The 15,157-nt window shown below is 65.4% G+C and carries 11 protein-coding genes; 6 read left to right on the top strand and 5 right to left on the bottom strand.

Features of this window, described 5'->3' with window-relative positions:
• Positions 1-176: 176 nt before the first annotated feature.
• Positions 177-1,532: a homogentisate 1,2-dioxygenase gene (gene hmgA, locus ACREXZ_RS15610; RefSeq protein WP_431765000.1), complete on the top strand. Its 1,356-nt coding sequence runs from the start codon at positions 177-179 to the stop codon at positions 1,530-1,532.
• Positions 1,529-2,842, top strand: coding sequence for a fumarylacetoacetase (fahA, locus tag ACREXZ_RS15605; RefSeq protein ID WP_431764999.1), 1,314 nt, complete (start codon positions 1,529-1,531; stop codon positions 2,840-2,842). Before hmgA ends, fahA begins: the two co-directional genes overlap by 4 nt.
• 13 nt (positions 2,843-2,855) lie before the next feature.
• Here the strand turns inward: fahA and ACREXZ_RS15600 are convergent, their stop codons facing one another.
• The 3 genes from ACREXZ_RS15600 to ACREXZ_RS15590 form a co-directional block, all read right to left on the bottom strand.
• Positions 2,856-4,007 (bottom strand): MFS transporter, encoded by a 1,152-nt coding sequence (locus tag ACREXZ_RS15600; protein ID WP_431764998.1) that lies wholly within the window; start codon positions 4,005-4,007, stop codon positions 2,856-2,858.
• Between the two features lie 78 nt (positions 4,008-4,085).
• Positions 4,086-5,261 carry an MFS transporter gene (locus tag ACREXZ_RS15595; protein WP_431764997.1) on the bottom strand — a complete coding sequence of 392 codons (1,176 nt, stop codon included), beginning with the start codon at positions 5,259-5,261 and terminating at the stop codon, positions 4,086-4,088.
• Positions 5,262-5,443: 182 nt separating this feature from the next.
• Positions 5,444-6,280, bottom strand: coding sequence for a crotonase/enoyl-CoA hydratase family protein (locus ACREXZ_RS15590; protein ID WP_431764996.1), 837 nt, complete (start codon positions 6,278-6,280; stop codon positions 5,444-5,446).
• A gap of 235 nt (positions 6,281-6,515) precedes the next feature.
• On the opposite strand from ACREXZ_RS15590, the gene ACREXZ_RS15585 reads away from it, so the two are divergent.
• Entirely contained in the window at positions 6,516-7,052 is a 537-nt protein-coding gene (locus tag ACREXZ_RS15585; RefSeq protein WP_431764995.1) for a plasmid fertility inhibition factor family protein, read from the top strand.
• A 70-nt stretch (positions 7,053-7,122) separates the two neighbouring features.
• On the opposite strand, the gene ACREXZ_RS15580 is transcribed toward ACREXZ_RS15585, so the two are convergent.
• A complete protein-coding gene (locus ACREXZ_RS15580) occupies positions 7,123-8,109 on the bottom strand; it encodes a LysR family transcriptional regulator (protein WP_431764994.1) in 987 nt (328 codons plus the stop codon).
• A 575-nt stretch (positions 8,110-8,684) separates the two neighbouring features.
• On the opposite strand from ACREXZ_RS15580, the gene aspT reads away from it, so the two are divergent.
• The 3 genes from aspT (at position 8,685) to ACREXZ_RS15565 (ending at position 13,536) form a co-directional block, all read left to right on the top strand.
• On the top strand, positions 8,685-10,370 hold the full coding sequence (gene aspT, locus ACREXZ_RS15575; RefSeq protein ID WP_431764993.1) for an aspartate-alanine antiporter: 1,686 nt from the start codon (positions 8,685-8,687) through the stop codon (positions 10,368-10,370).
• 91 nt (positions 10,371-10,461) lie between these two features.
• The gene (locus ACREXZ_RS15570; protein WP_431764992.1) at positions 10,462-12,165 is read left to right on the top strand and encodes a bifunctional aspartate transaminase/aspartate 4-decarboxylase; all 1,704 of its coding nucleotides are present in this window, start codon (positions 10,462-10,464) and stop codon (positions 12,163-12,165) included.
• 141 nt (positions 12,166-12,306) lie between these two features.
• The gene (locus tag ACREXZ_RS15565; protein ID WP_431764991.1) at positions 12,307-13,536 is read left to right on the top strand and encodes a pyridoxal-phosphate-dependent aminotransferase family protein; all 1,230 of its coding nucleotides are present in this window, start codon (positions 12,307-12,309) and stop codon (positions 13,534-13,536) included.
• Positions 13,537-13,665: 129 nt separating this feature from the next.
• On the opposite strand, the gene ACREXZ_RS15560 is transcribed toward ACREXZ_RS15565, so the two are convergent.
• Positions 13,666-14,877, bottom strand: a complete 1,212-nt coding sequence (locus tag ACREXZ_RS15560; RefSeq protein ID WP_431764990.1) for an MFS transporter — start codon at positions 14,875-14,877, stop codon at positions 13,666-13,668.
• Positions 14,878-15,157 lie beyond the last annotated feature (280 nt).

The following is a 15,157-nucleotide window of genomic DNA, read 5'->3' as shown; positions in this document are numbered from 1 at the left end:
AGCAGTCCGTGTAGCACGCGCATGCACTAAATGGTCATAACGTTATTGACCGGTTCGTTCGACAAGCCAGGGTTTACGTTATTTTCACTAATCGTAATTGGTTTTACTATACGTAAAATATCGGGCGATGAGGGCGAAGCCGTGCCTGCGCCGCATGAACGTTTACGGAGAATCTGATGACTGACGATACGAACAGTCGCCGCGACGTCGAACCCAACCCGCACGGACACGGCGCGTGGCAATCCGGTTTCGCGAACGAGTTCGCAACCGAAGCGCTGCCGGGCGCGCTGCCCACGGGCCGCAATTCGCCGCAGCGCGTGGCTTATGGACTGTACGCGGAGCAACTGTCGGGCACCGCGTTTACCGCACCGCGCAGCCACAATCGACGGTCGTGGCTGTACCGCATCCGGCCCGCGGCGATGCACAAGCCGTTCACGCCGCTGCCATCGCATCGGCTGGTCGCGAATTTTCACGACGTGCCGCCGACGCCGCCGAACCAGTTGCGCTGGAATCCGCTGCCGATGCCCACCGAGCCGACTGATTTCATCGACGGCTGGGTGACGATGGCCGGCAACGGCTCGGCCGAGTCGATGAACGGCTGCGCGATCCATCTGTATGCGGCGAACCGCTCGATGCAGGATCGCTTCTTCTACAGCGCCGACGGCGAACTGCTGATCGTGCCGCAGGAAGGGCGTCTGCATATCGCGACCGAACTCGGCCGGCTGGACGTCGGACCATTCGAGATCGCAGTGATCCCGCGCGGCGTGCGCTTCGCGGTGATGCTGCCTGAAGGTACCGCGGGCTCCGCGCGCGGCTATATCTGCGAAAACTTCGGTGCGCTGCTGCGGTTGCCCGATCTCGGGCCGATCGGCTCGAACGGCCTCGCGAATCCGCGCGATTTCCTCACGCCGCACGCGGCCTATGAAGATCGCGAAGGCAACTTCGAACTCGTCGCGAAACTGAACGGCCAGCTATGGCGTGCGGATATCGGTCACTCGCCGCTTGACGTCGTCGCGTGGCATGGCAACTACGCGCCGTATCAGTACGATCTGCGCCGCTTCAACACGATCGGCTCGATCAGCTACGACCATCCCGATCCGTCGATCTTCCTCGTGCTGCATTCGCCGAGCGACACGCCCGGCGTCGATACGCTCGACTTCGTGATCTTCCCCCCGCGCTGGCTCGCGGCCGAGGACACGTTCCGCCCGCCCTGGTTTCATCGCAACGTCGCGAGCGAATTCATGGGCCTCGTGCACGGCGCGTACGACGCGAAGGCCGAGGGCTTCGTGCCCGGCGGCGCGAGTCTGCATAACTGCATGTCGGGTCACGGTCCGGACGCGGACACGTTCGAAAAAGCGTCGCGCAGCGATACGTCGAAGCCGCATAAGGTCAGCGACACGATGGCGTTCATGTTCGAAACGCGCACGCTGATCCGGCCGACGCGCTTCGCGCTCGAAACCGCGCAACTGCAGGCGGATTACTTCGAATGCTGGCAGGGCATCCAGAAACATTTCACCCCGGGGCAACGATGAGCGCATCGAGCGATCTCAAGGCGACGCTCGATCCGTCGCGCAGGAGCTGGCTTGATGCGGCTAACGATCCGGCCTGCGATTTCCCGATCCAGAACCTGCCGTTCGGTATCTTCAGCGATTCGCGCGATGCGGCTCGACGCGTCGGTGTGGCGATCGGCGATCGCATCGTCGATCTGTCGATGCTCGACGAAGCGGGGTTGCTGACGCTGGGCACTGCTGCGCCGGGTCTTGCCGAAACATTGCACGACGGCGCGTTGAACGCGTTCATCGCGCTTGGCCGCGACGCATGGCGCAGCGTTCGGGTTCAGCTTGGCAATCTGCTCGACCGGCACACCGCGACGTTGCGCGACGACGTCGCGCTGCGCGAACGCGTGCTCGTCGATGCGGCCGATGCAACGCTGCATCTGCCGGTGCGGATTCCAGGCTATACGGATTTCTATTCGTCGAAAGAGCACGCGACGAACGTCGGCTCGATGTTCCGCGACCCGAAGAACGCGTTGCTGCCGAACTGGTCGGAGATGCCGATCGGCTACAACGGACGTGCGTCGTCGGTGGTGGTGAGCGGCACGCCGGTGCGGCGGCCGAACGGACAACTGAAGCTGCCCGATGCCGAGCGTCCGGTGTTCGGCGCGTGCCGCAAGCTCGACATCGAACTGGAGACGGGCTTCATCATCGGCAGCGGCAATGTGCTCGGCGAGCCGATCGCGTGTGAGGACGCGGAGTCGCACATTTTCGGCATGGTGCTGCTGAACGACTGGAGCGCGCGCGATATCCAGCAGTGGGAATACGTGCCGCTCGGTCCGTTCAATTCGAAGACTTTCTCGACCACGATCTCGCCGTGGATCGTCACGCTCGATGCGCTGGAGCCGTTCCGCGTCGCGCAGCCGGAGCAGTCGCCGCAGCCGCTCGCGTATCTGCGGCACGACGGCGCGCACGCGTTCGACATCGAACTCGAAGTGCGGCTGCGGCCATCGCAGACTACGGCAGCCACGACGATTTCTCGAACGAATTTCCGCCACATGTACTGGACGATGGCGCAGCAGCTCGCGCATCACACAGTGTCCGGCTGCAACACACGGATCGGCGATCTGATGGGCTCGGGCACGATCAGTGGACCAGCTGCCGATTCATCCGGCAGCCTGCTCGAACTGACGTGGAACGGTCAGCGTCCGCTCGCGCTCGACGGCGGCGGCACGCGGACGTTCATCGAGGACGGCGACGAACTGACGCTCGCCGGATGGTGCCAGGGCGATGGATACCGCGTGGGCTTCGGCATCTGTAGCGGAGAGATTCTGCCTGCGCGGCGGTAGGGCGCTTCACGCATCACGACGCAGTTTGCAGATCGCGCCGACGTTCCCACAACACGGCAGCACCGAACGCCAGCGCACACACGAGCAGCAACACGATCAGCGATTCATTGCCGACGCTCTTCATCAGCGCGCCGGCGACGAGCGGTCCGCCGAAGCTCGCTGCGCTCCACGACGCACCCGCGAGCGAGCTTGCCGACACCAGCGCGGCGCCGCGAAAGCGCTCGCCGCACGCGACCAGCGACAGCGTGTAGATCGCGCCGGCCGCGGCGCCGAGCACGACCAGCAGCGGCCAGCATAGCCACGGTGACGAGACGGCCCACGGTAACAGCGGCAGCAACACGACGACGACCGCCGCGCAGCCGAGATGCACGCGCTCGCGGCCGAGCCGGTCCGCGAGCCAGCCGATCGGAAACTGCATCGTCGTGTCGCCGAGCAGCAGCGCGGACGCGAACAGCACCGCGACTTCGGTCGCGATCCCATGCGCCATCGCGTAGAGCGGCAGCAGCGACAGCGCGATCGTGTCGAACAGCGCGAAGAACATCGTACCGACGACGATCGCCGGCATCCGCGGCAGCACGTGGCGCCAGCTGTCGTGTGCCTGCTCGCTCTCGACATGCGGGGCGGCGCGGATCGTCGCGAGCGTCGGCAGCGCGAGCAGGAAGATCGCGCCGCATAGCAGGAAGCGTCCGCCGCCGAAGTCGGCGATCTGGCTCACCAGTATCGGGCCCGACATCTGGAATAGCGTGAAGGTGGTTGCGTAGATCGCGACGACGCGGCCGCGTGTCGCGTCGTCGGCGAGCTGGTTGACCCATGCCTCGCCGATCGTAAAGAGCAGCATCAGCGCGGCGCCGCACGCCATGCGCAGCACGGCCCAGACAAACAGGTTCGACGTGAGCTGCATGGCAGCGGTCGCGACGGCGACGACGAGCACGGCGCCGGCGATCGTCTGGCGTCCGCCGAAACGCGCCGCGACCCAGCCGGCGATCGGCACGACGAGCAGGCCGCCGCCCGCCTGCGCGGCAGTCAGCAGCCCGACGACGTCGGTGCCGTAGCCGGCCTGCGTCAACGCGAGCGCGGTGAGAGGGAGCGTGGCGCCGCTGCCTAGTCCGACGACGGCGACGCTCAGGATCAGTGCGAGGAAATCACGGGTGAAGACGACTTTCATCGGCCGGAATGCTACACCGGCGGGATGGCGTGCGCACGCGTGGGGTGATGCGGAGTCGTATGTAGTGCCGCTGCCGTTTCAGCTAGCCCCACCCGTCGCAGGCAACCGTTGCGTGCGCCGCTCGATCGACACCGAGTACAGCGTCAGCAGCACCGCGCCGACCGCGGTCGTCACGCCGACCCACGGCAGTGATGCGAGCGGAATGCCTGCACCGATCGCCATCCCGCCGAGCCATGCACCCGTCGCGTTGCCGAGGTTGAACGCGCCCTGGTTGAGCGTCGACGCGAGATTCGGTGCGTGGCTTGCGCGGTCGACGATCAGCATCTGCAGCGGCGGCACGATCGCGAACGCGAGCACGCCCCACACGAAGATCGTCGCCATCGCGGCGGCGGCCGTATGCATCGTCACCGAAAACACCGCGAGGATCACACAGATCGCGAGCAGGAACGCGAGCAGCGACGGCATCAGCCGCCAGTCCGCGAGCTTGCCGCCGAGCGTGCTGCCGACGGTCAGTCCCAGGCCGAACAGCAGCAGCACGAGCGTGACCGCATGCGGCGTGAAGCCGGTGACGTCTTCGAGAATTGGCGTGATGTACGTGAAGGTCGAGAACAGGCTCGCCGATGCGAGCACGCTGATGCCGAGCACCATCAGCACCTGCGGATTCTTCAGCACGCTGAATTCGCGCATGAGGCTCGCCTTCTGCATCTCGATCCGTGCAGGCAGGCATACCGCGAGCGCAGCCGCGGCGAGCACGCCGATCACGGTGACCGCCCAGAACGTCGCGCGCCAGCCGACTGCCTGACCGAGCGCTGTGCCGAGCGGTACACCGAGCACGTTCGCGAGCGTGAGGCCGGTGAACATCAGTGCGATTGCCTGCGCGCGGCGATTCGGTGCGACGAGCCCGGCCGCGACCACCGAGCCGATCCCGAAGAACGCGCCGTGACAGAACGCGGTGACGATCCGCGCGGCCATCAGCACCGCGTAGCCCGGCGCGATCGCGCACAGCAGATTGCCGACGATGAACACGCCGATCAGACTCAGCAGTGCCTTCTTGCGCGGCATGTTCGCGACCGCGATCGCGACGATCGGCGCACCGATCGTGACGCCGAGCGCATAGGCCGACACGAGCATGCCGGCCGCGGGAATCGACACGGACAGATCGCGCGCCACGTCGGGCAGCAGCCCCATGATGACGAACTCGGTGGTACCGATCCCAAACGCGGCGACGGCAAGGGCGAGAAGAGGCAAAGGCATGATGGGGCGGATCGGTACGGGAGCGCGGCGCGCGTTTCGGGCGGCAGACGCGCGGCCGGGGACGCGGGCGCTGCCAGGGTAAAACAGTAGGGGATTGTACCTAAGCCAAAACGGCGCGGAAGAGCCAAAAACGGGGACGTGTCGGGGCGTTGTTTTTCGAGCGTTTTGTCGTGCGCGCGACGCTACCGGCCATCCGGATTTGAAGAAGCGGGCGAAGCTGGCGGTTCGACCGCGTCGCCGTGTCGGCCAGCCCCTTCGGCGAAACGCGCAGCTCCCGCGACGCCCTCGGCGAATACCGCGTCGTAGCCGCCGGCGCCTTCGCGGCGCAGCGCTTCGGCGAGATCGTCGAGCGGGCTGTTGTCGAGCGCGGAGCGGCGGTCGGCGCGCAGCGCGGCCTGTGGCAACGCGGCCAGTTCGGCCGCGAGCCGCTCGGCCACGGCGCGTGCGGTGCCGCGCGGCACGACCCGGTTCGCGAGTCCGAACGCGAGTGCTTCCTGCGCATCGATCGCGCGACCGGTGAGAATCAGGTCGAGCGCGCGCGACAGTCCGATCAGCCGCGGCAGCCGGATCGTGCCGCCGTCGATCAGCGGAACGCCGACGCGTCGGCAGAACACGCCGAGCACCGCGTCGTCCTCGACGACGCGCAGGTCGCACAGCGCCGCGAGTTCGAGGCCGCCCGCGACCGCATAGCCGGCGATCGCCGCGATGACCGGCTTGTCGAGCGACATGCGGGTCGGGCCCATCGGACCGGGGCCGCTGCCGTCGGGATGCAGTTCGTTGCGACGGCTGTCGTCTGCCAGCGCGGTCAGGTCCGCGCCCGCGCAAAACGTGCCGCCCGCGCCGAACAGCACCGCTGCGTGCCAGGCGGGGTGTGCGTCGAAGCGGCGAAACGCGGCGCTGAGCGCATCGGCGGTCGGGCGGTCGACCGCGTTGCGGCGAGCGGGGCGTTCGAGCACGATCGTCGCGACCGCATCGACGGCTTCGATGCGCACGTGTTCGCTGAATGTTTCGATGATCATTCTCGGGTCCTTGTCGACCGCAGTTAGCGCTTTAGCGCTTACTGCGGTCCCATGCAACATGGTTGCGCACATTGTCCTGGCATTGCCACACCGTCCGTTGCACCGCAAAACGCTATGCGACACGGGTCGTTCGAACTAGGCCGCACATAGCGCTGGTCTCGCTGTCATGCCGGTTTCATAATCCACTCTTAGCTTAGGCGCTTTTTTAACGGGCCGGCCGGCCCGACTCCCCCGCATGCCCGACTCTCTGTCATCGACCGCCGCCGGCGGTGTGCCGCCCGAAACCGCAACGGTCTGGACCATTCCGCTGCCCAGCCACGCTCCGTACGATCACGTGCGGCTGAAGCGCGTGTTTATCGCCGATGGCACGCGTCATCAGGTCGTGCTCGTCGATCTGCGCAAGCTGCTCGCGTGCGCCGACCGCGACAACACCGACTACGTGCTGAAGCCGGTCAACGAATGGCACTCGGGCAAGGTGCGCGGTATCCGCGAGTTTCTCGATCCGGAGAACGAACGTATTCCCGAGATGCCGTACGTGACGGTGACGCGGCGTCGCGCGCCGGGTCTCCTCGGCTGGCTTGGACTCGAGCATGAAGGCGTGGTCGCGTTTCGCAACGGCCAGCATCGCGCGCGCTATCTCGTCGAGGCGGGCGCGCGCTGGCTGCCGGTCGAGGTGCACGAGCGCGAGGCGATGCTGCTGCGCGAGGTATGCGGCGCGGTCGACGATGCGCGCACGGCGCTGCGGCCGGGCGTCGCGGAATCGGGTGGTTGATGTGGGTTATTGCGGCCGCGTAGCGGTTGCCCAGGAATGATCCCCGCCCGTAGCGCCCCTACTGGCGCCCCTACGCATGCGGCACGACACGCAGCGTCGTGTGCGGCGCGCCGGCCGATACCGGCGACACTACTTCAATGAGTCCCTGCGGCAGCGACAGGTCGCCTTCGAACGAGGCCACCACGTGATCGATGAACGATTGCGTCTTCGCGGCGAGAAAGCGGCGCCCTGGATAGACGATCGACACGCGCGCTTCTGGATCGTCGATGGTCTGTTCGGGCATTACGCGCACGAGCGTGCCCGTTTCGATGTCGTGCGTGACGAGCCGGGCGGGCAGGATCGCGAGGCCCATGCCGGACAGCACCGCGAGCCGCACCATCAGCATGCTGTTCACCGTGTACGCGGGCCGCAGCGTGATCGCATGCGAATGGCCGTCGACGCCCGCGAAATGCCATGTCGGACTACGCTGCGCGGGGGGTAGCGCGACCCACGCGTGCTGAGGGAATTCGAACGGCGAGCGCGGCACGCCACGTTCGGCGAGATAGCCCGGCGCGGCGCACACGATGAGCGGATTCGCACCGAGCGGATGCTCGACGAGATCCTTGCCCGACGTCGCGGCCGCCGTGACGATTCCGACGTCGTAGCCGTCTTCCTGCAGATCGACCGACCGTTCGGCGAGCGTGAGCCGCACCCGCACGTGCGGATGATGGCGCCGGTAGCCGTCGACGAGCGGTGTCAGCGCCGCCGGCGACAGCATGCCCGCCGCGACGACGCGCAGCGTGCCGCCCGGCTCGCGTTCAGTGTCGGCGACTGCGCGCTCCAGATGATCGAGTTCCTCGAGCAACTCGCGACACCCTTCGAGGTAGCGCACGCCAGCCTCGGTCAGCGACAGGTTGCGGGTGGTGCGATGGATGAGCCGCGTATGCAGATGCGCTTCGAGCATCGCGATCGAACGCGTGACGAGCGCATTCGATACGTCGAGTTGCTGTGCGGCACGGCGAAAGCTTTCGGTCTCGGCCACGCTGACGAAGACACGCATCGCGTGAATCTGGTTCATGGGACCTCGCCTCGTAAAGGACGCGCGGGCAAGCGCGCCGCATGGCAGCGGCATACCGGCTGGTGCTGACCCGGACCGGTTATGGCGGATTGCGATTCTCGATGATTCTCGATAAAAATCATATGGACAGTTGAGTGGGATATCAATATTTTTTGATAAAACCTCATTGTTTGGATGTTGTAAAAAATTATTGAGAATCGACGCGAAAATGGTTTTATCGATTTTGCATGAGTGGTTTGACCCATTAGTGGGCCACAGGGCTTGCGGCGTTCATGCGAGATCCTCCCGGCGTCCGGTCCCGTGGGGTGTGAATGGCGGATAGTGTTTCTACATGCGGCTTTGCGTCGTGTCTCCCTCCGTTCGAGCCGACCCCGGCCCCTCAGTTCCATCTGTGGCAAATAAATTTTTATTGGCATCCTGAACGACATCGATATGTTAATGCGCATATCTCCTTATGCCGTCCGGTTAATGTTAAATTAATGGCGGGTTGCGTTATTCCTGAATTTCCGTCGAATCGGAGCGTTATCCGGCAAATCGCGGCAAATCGCCGCAACGCTCATCATCGCGAGGACATCATGATCTGGCTGCACGACATCTTCCAGAAATCTCCCGAGATTGCGCTGTTCCTTTCGCTCGCCGCAGGCTACTTCGTCGGCCAGATCAAGTTCGGCAGGTTCCAGCTGGGCGGCGTCGGCGGTTCGCTGCTGGTGGCGGTCGTGATCAGTCAGGCCGGCGTGACGATCGACAACGGCGTGAAGTCGGTGATGTTCGCGGTCTTCATCTACGCGGTCGGCTACGACTCGGGGCCGGGCTTCTTCAATTCGCTGAACCGCAAGACGCTGCGTGAGATCGCGATGGCGGTGTTTCTTGCCGTGTCCGCGCTCGTCACGGTGCTCATCTGCGCGAAGCTGTTCCATCTGAACAAGGGTCTCGCGGCCGGGCTCGCGGGCGGCGCGCTGACGCAGTCGGCGATCATCGGTACGGCCGGCGACGCGATCGCGCGGCTCGGCTTGCCTGCCGACCAGGTGAAAGCGCTGCAATCGGACGTCGCGATCGCGTATGCGGTCACCTATGTGTTCGGGACGCTCGGCGCGATCATCGTCTGCGTCAACATCCTGCCGAAGTTCATGGGCCAGGGGCTGCGCGAAGCATCCGTCGAAGCTGAAAAGGCCCTTGCCGGCGGCGCGACGGCACTCGAGCCCGGGCAGCGTGACGCACTGCCCGAACTGGTGGGGCGCGCTTACCGCGTCAGCAGCGCGGCCGGGCGCACCGTAAAGGACGTCGAGCTCGCACAGCAGGACCGCTTTACGATCGAGCGGATTCGCCGCGGCGGCAAGGCGCTCGAACCGCAGCCCGACGTCGTGCTGCAGCCGGACGACGTGGTGCTGGTTGTCGGGCGGCGCGAAGCGGTGGTCGACGCGGCGCCGCTGATCGGCGCGGAAGTCATCGAGGCCGACGGCATGAGTCTCGCGATCCAGACGCGCCGGGCCGTGTTCACGCGCAAAGGCATGAACCACACGACGATCGCCGCGGTGCGCGCGAACGTCGACCGCGAACTGCGTCACGGTGTGTTCGTCGAGAGCGCGACGCGTGCGGGCCGGCCGCTGCCGGTGTTGTCCGGGACGCAGCTCGAGCACGGCGACGTGATCACCTTCTACGGCTCGCCGAAAGACACGCTGCGCGCGGTGCAGGCCACGGGCTACGAACTGCCGTACACGGACAAGACCGATTTCATCTACATGGGAGTCGGCATGGTGCTGGGGCTGTTGATCGGCCTCGTCGTGGTCAAGGTGGGCGGTATTCCGCTCACGCTTGGCTCGGGCGGCGGGTGCCTGCTCGCGGGCCTCGTGTTCGGCTGGATGCGCGGCAAGCATCCGATGTACGGTGTGATGCCATCGGCCGCGTCGCAGTTGCTGAAGGATTTCGGTCTCGCCGCGTTCGTCGCGGTCGTCGGTTTGAATTCCGGTCTGCAGGCGGTCGTCACCGTGAAGCAAAGCGGCGTGACGATCTTCCTGCTAGGGGTGATCGTCACGCTGGTGCCGCTGCTGCTGACGATGCTGTTCGGCCGCTACGTGCTGCGCTATCGCAACGCGGCGCTGCTGGCGGGCGCATTGACGGGCTCGCGTAGCGCGAATCCGGCGTTCGGCGGCGTGCTCGACAAGGCAGAGAGCGCGGTGCCGACCGTGCCGTTCGCGATTACCTATGCGATCGCGAACGTGCTGCTCACGTTGCTTGGGCCACTCGTCGTCGGGTTGGTCTGACGCTGTCGTTCCAATGTCTTCGCGGCGCGGATCGAATCTGTCCTGCGCCGCACACCGGTCGGTCCATTTCATTTTTCGAGGAGCATCCGTCATGGCAAAGAGCAAGGTCGCCACGAGCAAGAGCGCGGGCGAAGGTGTGAGCAAAAGTGTCGGCAAGCGCGCGCGCAGCGAACAGTCGAAGTTCGCCGCACTGAGCCCGTTCGAACTGAAGGACGAACTCATCAAGGCGGCAGGGGGCGGCGCGGTCGAACGCCCGGCGAACGCCGCAATGCTCAACGCGGGTCGCGGCAACCCGAACTTTCTCGCGACGATTCCGCGTCACGGCTTCTGGCAGCTCGGCCTGTTCGCGATGCGCGAGGCGGAACGCTCGTTTGCGTACATGCCCGAGGGCGTGGGCGGATTTCCGAAGCGCGACGGTCTGACCGAGCGCTTCGAACTGTTCGTGCGCGAGAACCGCGGTACGCCCGGCATCGACTTCCTGGCGGGCGCGGTGTCGTACGTGCACGACCAGCTCGGGTTGTCGGCCGGCGACTTTCTGTACGAGATGTGCGAAGGCATCCTCGCGTCGAACTACCCGGTGCCCGACCGGATGCTGAAACTCTCGGAGACCATCGTCGCGCAGTATCTGCGCCGCGAGATGATCGGCCGGCATCCGTTCGTCGGCGAGTTCGACGTGTTCGCGGTGGAAGGCGGCACCGCGGCGATGACCTACATCTTCAACACGCTGCGCGAGAACCGCCTGATCGCGCCGGGCGACACGATCGCGCTCGGCATGCCGATCTTCACGCCGTACATCGAGATCCCGCAGCTGAACGATTACGGGCTGAACGTCGTGAACGTGAACGCGGACGTCGCGAACGGCTGGCAGTACTCGAAGCAGGAACTCGACAAGCTGCGCGATCCAAAGGTGAAGGCGTTCTTCCTCGTCAATCCGAGCAACCCGCCGTCGGTGAAGATCGACGACGAAAGCCTCGCCTACATCGCATCGATCGTCGATGAGCGTCCCGACCTGATCCTGCTGACCGACGACGTGTACGGCACGTTCGCCGACGACTTCGTGTCGCTGTTCGCGCTCGCGCCGAAGAACACGATCCTCGTGTACTCGTACTCGAAGTATTTCGGCGCGACCGGCTGGCGGCTCGGCGCGATCGCGACGCATCGCGACAACGTGCTCGACCGGCTGATCGGCAAGCTGCCCGCCACGGTGAAGCGCGAGTTGCACAAGCGCTACGAATCGATCACGACGGAGCCGGACCAGCTTAAGTTCATCGACCGGCTGGTCGCGGACAGCCGCACCGTCGCGCTGAATCACACCGCCGGGCTGTCGACGCCGCAGCAGGTGCAGATGGTGCTGTTTTCGCTGTTCTCGCTGATGGACACGCCCGATGCGTACAAGAACGCGCTCAAGCGGCTGATCCGTAGCCGCAAGCAGGCGCTGTTCGAGGAGATCGGCATTTCGTTCGACGACGACGATCCGAACCAGGTCGACTACTACACGATCCTCGACCTCGAGTTTCTCGGCGAGCGCGCGTTCGGTCGCGAGTTCGTCGACTGGCTGTTCAAGAACACGGAGCCGTCCGAGCTGCTGTTCCGGCTCGCCCGCGAAGCGCGCGTCGTGCTGCTGCCGGGTCGTGGTTTCGGGACCGCGCATCCGTCGGGGCGCGTGTCGCTCGCGAACCTGAACGAGTCGGACTACCGGAAGATCGGCAAGGCGATGCGCAAGCTGATCGAAGAATACGTGGAGCGTTTCAACGCGCAGACCGGCAGCAAGCTCGATCCGAACAAGGTCCGATAGGGGGCGATAGCGCCGTCGGGCTTGCGTAATTCTGCGGTTCAGTGAATCATCGAACGACGGCCCGCTGGCGTGATGCGCAGCGGGCCGCTGTTTCTGTGCAGCCTCGACGCTGCTCAACCCACCGTTCTCACCGTACCGATCATGTCTACTGCCCCATCGTCCGTTCCGTGCCCCGAAGTCGAGTCGCTCGACGCGATCCTCCCCGAAGAACCGCTGCTGATGATGGGCGCCGGCCCCGTGCCGATTCCCGCCGCGGTCGCGAAAGCGAACACGATCGTCATCAACCACCTCGGCGGCACGATGGCGAAGGTGGTCGGCCAGGTGAAGACGATGGCGCGCTACGTGTTCCAGACGAATTCGAAGTGGGTGCTCGGTGTCGCGGGTCCAGGCTCGGCGGCGATGGAAATGGCGATCTCGAATCTCGCGTGGAGCGGCACGCGCGTGCTCAGCATCCGCAACGGCTTCTTCAGCGAACGGATGGCCGAGATGGGCCGCCGTGTTGGCGCTCAGGTCTCGACGCTCGACGCCGCGGACCGCGCGGTGGTGAGCCTCGAAGAGGTCGAAGCCGCGATTCGCCGCGAGCGTCCTGAGATCGTCACGATCGTGCAGGGCGAGACGTCGAACACGGTGTGGAATCACCATCTGAAGGACATCGCGGCGCTCGCGAAGGCGGCGGGCGCGCTGGTCATCGTCGACGCGGTGTGCACGCTGAGCACGATGCAGCTCGACATGGACGCGTGGGGCATCGACGCGGTGATCACTGGCGGGCAGAAGGGCTTGTCGTCGATTCCGGGCGTGTCGCTGGTCGCGTTTTCGGACGACGCGTGGGCCCGCCTGAAGAATCGCAGTCACCCGAACGCGCACTGGTGTCTTGACGCGTCGCTGGCCGAGAACTTCTGGCACAACGCGGGCTATCACTACACGGCGCCGGTGTCGGGTGTGCTCGCGCTGCACGAGGCGCTGCGGCTTGTCTGCGCGGAGACGCTGGAGAAGCGCTTCGCACGCCATCAGAAGTGTTCGGTCGCGCTGCAGGAAGGTATCGCCGCGCTCGGGCTCGCGCTCTATACGCCACCGTCGTGCCGGCTGAATTCGGTCGTGGGGATCGAGGCGCCGCAGGGTCTGAGTCCCGGCGACATCTGCGGGCACATTTCACGGCACCATCAGGTGGAGATTTCGGGGTCGTTCGGTTTGCCGATCGTGCGGATCGGGCAGATGGGCGAGCAGTGCCGCGAGCACAACCTGTTCAGGACGCTGCATGCGCTCGGGCGCACGATGGTCGATCTCGGCGTCGCGGTGGATCTGCCGGCCGGTGTGGCTGCGCTGGAGAAATCGCTGAGCAATGGCACGCGAGGCGCGGCGTTGCAAGGATGAGATTCGTGGGGAACCGCGCGGTATGTGGCACGGCGAGAAGGGTGGTGCGAGCGGTGTGGTGAGCCAGGCTCGCAAAAAAAACGACGCCGGGCTAGCCGGCGTCGCAGTTCATCGAGCCCGTCGAACCACTTACGTCGCTGCGGGCGCGTTCGGCACTTTGGTGTACCGCGAGTACAGCATCGCCGACAGCGCGACGCCGCCAGCCGCCGCGACGGCCGCGAACAGGAACACCGACGCATAGCCGAACTCACCCGCGACATAACCGGCGAGCGGCCCGGTGATACCCAGCGACAGATCGAGAAACACCGAATACGCGGACAGCGCCGCGCCGCGACTCGCCGGCGGCACCAGCGCGACCGCCTCGACGCCGAGCGCCGGGAACACCAGCGCGAAACCGAAGCCGGTCAATGCCGCGCCGATCAGCGCGACGTGCGGCACCGGCGCGAGCCACAGCAGCAGCAGCCCCGCGCATTCGAATGCAAACGACGCGATCGCGACACGGAAACCACCATACGTCTTGATCGTGTTCGCGAACAGCAGCCGCGCGCCGATGAAGAGCGTGCCGAACACCGTCAGCGACAGCGCCGCGTGCGGCCATTGCCGCGCCGCGTAGAACAGTGTGATGAACGTCGCGATCGACCCGAAGCCCGCCGACCCGAGCGCGAGTCCGATGCCGTGCGGCAGCACACGCGTGAACACGCTGCGGTACGACATCCGTTCGCCGTGCACGACCGGCACCGGCGCGATCAGGCGTGCGAGCGCGTAGCCGAGCGCCGCGAGTACGATGATCACGACACCCAGCACCCAGAAGCCGATCCCCTGCGAGATGCCGACGCCGAGCGGGGCGCCGATCGCGAGCGCGCCGTAGGTGGCGATGCCGTTCCACGAGATGACGCGTGCGTTGTTCGTCGTGCCCACGCGGCCGATGCCCCACAGGATCGCGCCGGTGCCGCACAGGCTTTCGCCGAAGCCGAGCACGAGCCGGCTCAGCACCAGCAGCGAGAGACTCAGCACGGGCCAGCGGCCGCACAGCACCGCAAGCAACAGCAACACGCCGCTCGTGCCGCAGCCGATCAACCCGATCGAGACGGTCCGCTTCGGGCCGAGCGTATCGGCGGAACGGCCCGCGAGTGGACGCGATGCGAGCGTCGCGAGGTACTGCACGCTGATCGCGGCGCCGGCCAGCACGGCGCTGTAGCCGAGGTCGCCGTGCACGTAACCCGGCAATACCGCGAGCGGAATCCCGATGGTCAGATAGCAGATGAACGTGAAAAAGACGACCGGAAGGATCTGCAGAGTCGTCGCAAACTGGCTGCGTGAGGTGGCGGAATCGGCGGACATGGGGAAAACGAGACTTGAAATCGGCGGAAAGACGTGATTTTCCCATGGAACCGGTCCCGTTGCAGGATTTGCTTAATAATTTCGGGGATAAGAACGGTGTTGGAGTGCGGCGTCGTGTGAGAAATGCGCAACAGCCCGTCTGGCGGGCTTTTTGCCATGAAAGCACGCAAATAATTTTGTCATTTTAGGCGCTTTATATCTTGAAAAAGGCCAAAAATACACAGGCTTCATAAGCCCGCCACCCGCCCGATGCATCGATTCATCGCTTCAACGATATATC

This window comes from Paraburkholderia sp., assembly GCF_050742655.1.
Lineage (GTDB): Bacteria > Pseudomonadota > Gammaproteobacteria > Burkholderiales > Burkholderiaceae > Paraburkholderia.
Note: the sequence above shows the minus strand (reverse complement) of the source record. Positions and strands in the feature narration are given on the sequence as shown.

What these genes read in the sequence shown, in the direction of transcription:
- hmgA (WP_431765000.1), top strand. Translation starts at nt 177, where the DNA reads ATGACTGACGATACGAACAGTCGCCGCGACGTCGAACCCAACCCGCAC.
- fahA (WP_431764999.1), top strand. Translation starts at nt 1,529, where the DNA reads ATGAGCGCATCGAGCGATCTCAAGGCGACGCTCGATCCGTCGCGCAGG.
- ACREXZ_RS15600 (WP_431764998.1), bottom strand. Translation starts at nt 4,007, where the DNA reads ATGAAAGTCGTCTTCACCCGTGATTTCCTCGCACTGATCCTGAGCGTC.
- ACREXZ_RS15595 (WP_431764997.1), bottom strand. Translation starts at nt 5,261, where the DNA reads ATGCCTTTGCCTCTTCTCGCCCTTGCCGTCGCCGCGTTTGGGATCGGT.
- ACREXZ_RS15590 (WP_431764996.1), bottom strand. Translation starts at nt 6,280, where the DNA reads ATGATCATCGAAACATTCAGCGAACACGTGCGCATCGAAGCCGTCGAT.
- ACREXZ_RS15585 (WP_431764995.1), top strand. Translation starts at nt 6,516, where the DNA reads ATGCCCGACTCTCTGTCATCGACCGCCGCCGGCGGTGTGCCGCCCGAA.
- ACREXZ_RS15580 (WP_431764994.1), bottom strand. Translation starts at nt 8,109, where the DNA reads ATGAACCAGATTCACGCGATGCGTGTCTTCGTCAGCGTGGCCGAGACC.
- aspT (WP_431764993.1), top strand. Translation starts at nt 8,685, where the DNA reads ATGATCTGGCTGCACGACATCTTCCAGAAATCTCCCGAGATTGCGCTG.
- ACREXZ_RS15570 (WP_431764992.1), top strand. Translation starts at nt 10,462, where the DNA reads ATGGCAAAGAGCAAGGTCGCCACGAGCAAGAGCGCGGGCGAAGGTGTG.
- ACREXZ_RS15565 (WP_431764991.1), top strand. Translation starts at nt 12,307, where the DNA reads ATGTCTACTGCCCCATCGTCCGTTCCGTGCCCCGAAGTCGAGTCGCTC.
- ACREXZ_RS15560 (WP_431764990.1), bottom strand. Translation starts at nt 14,877, where the DNA reads ATGTCCGCCGATTCCGCCACCTCACGCAGCCAGTTTGCGACGACTCTG.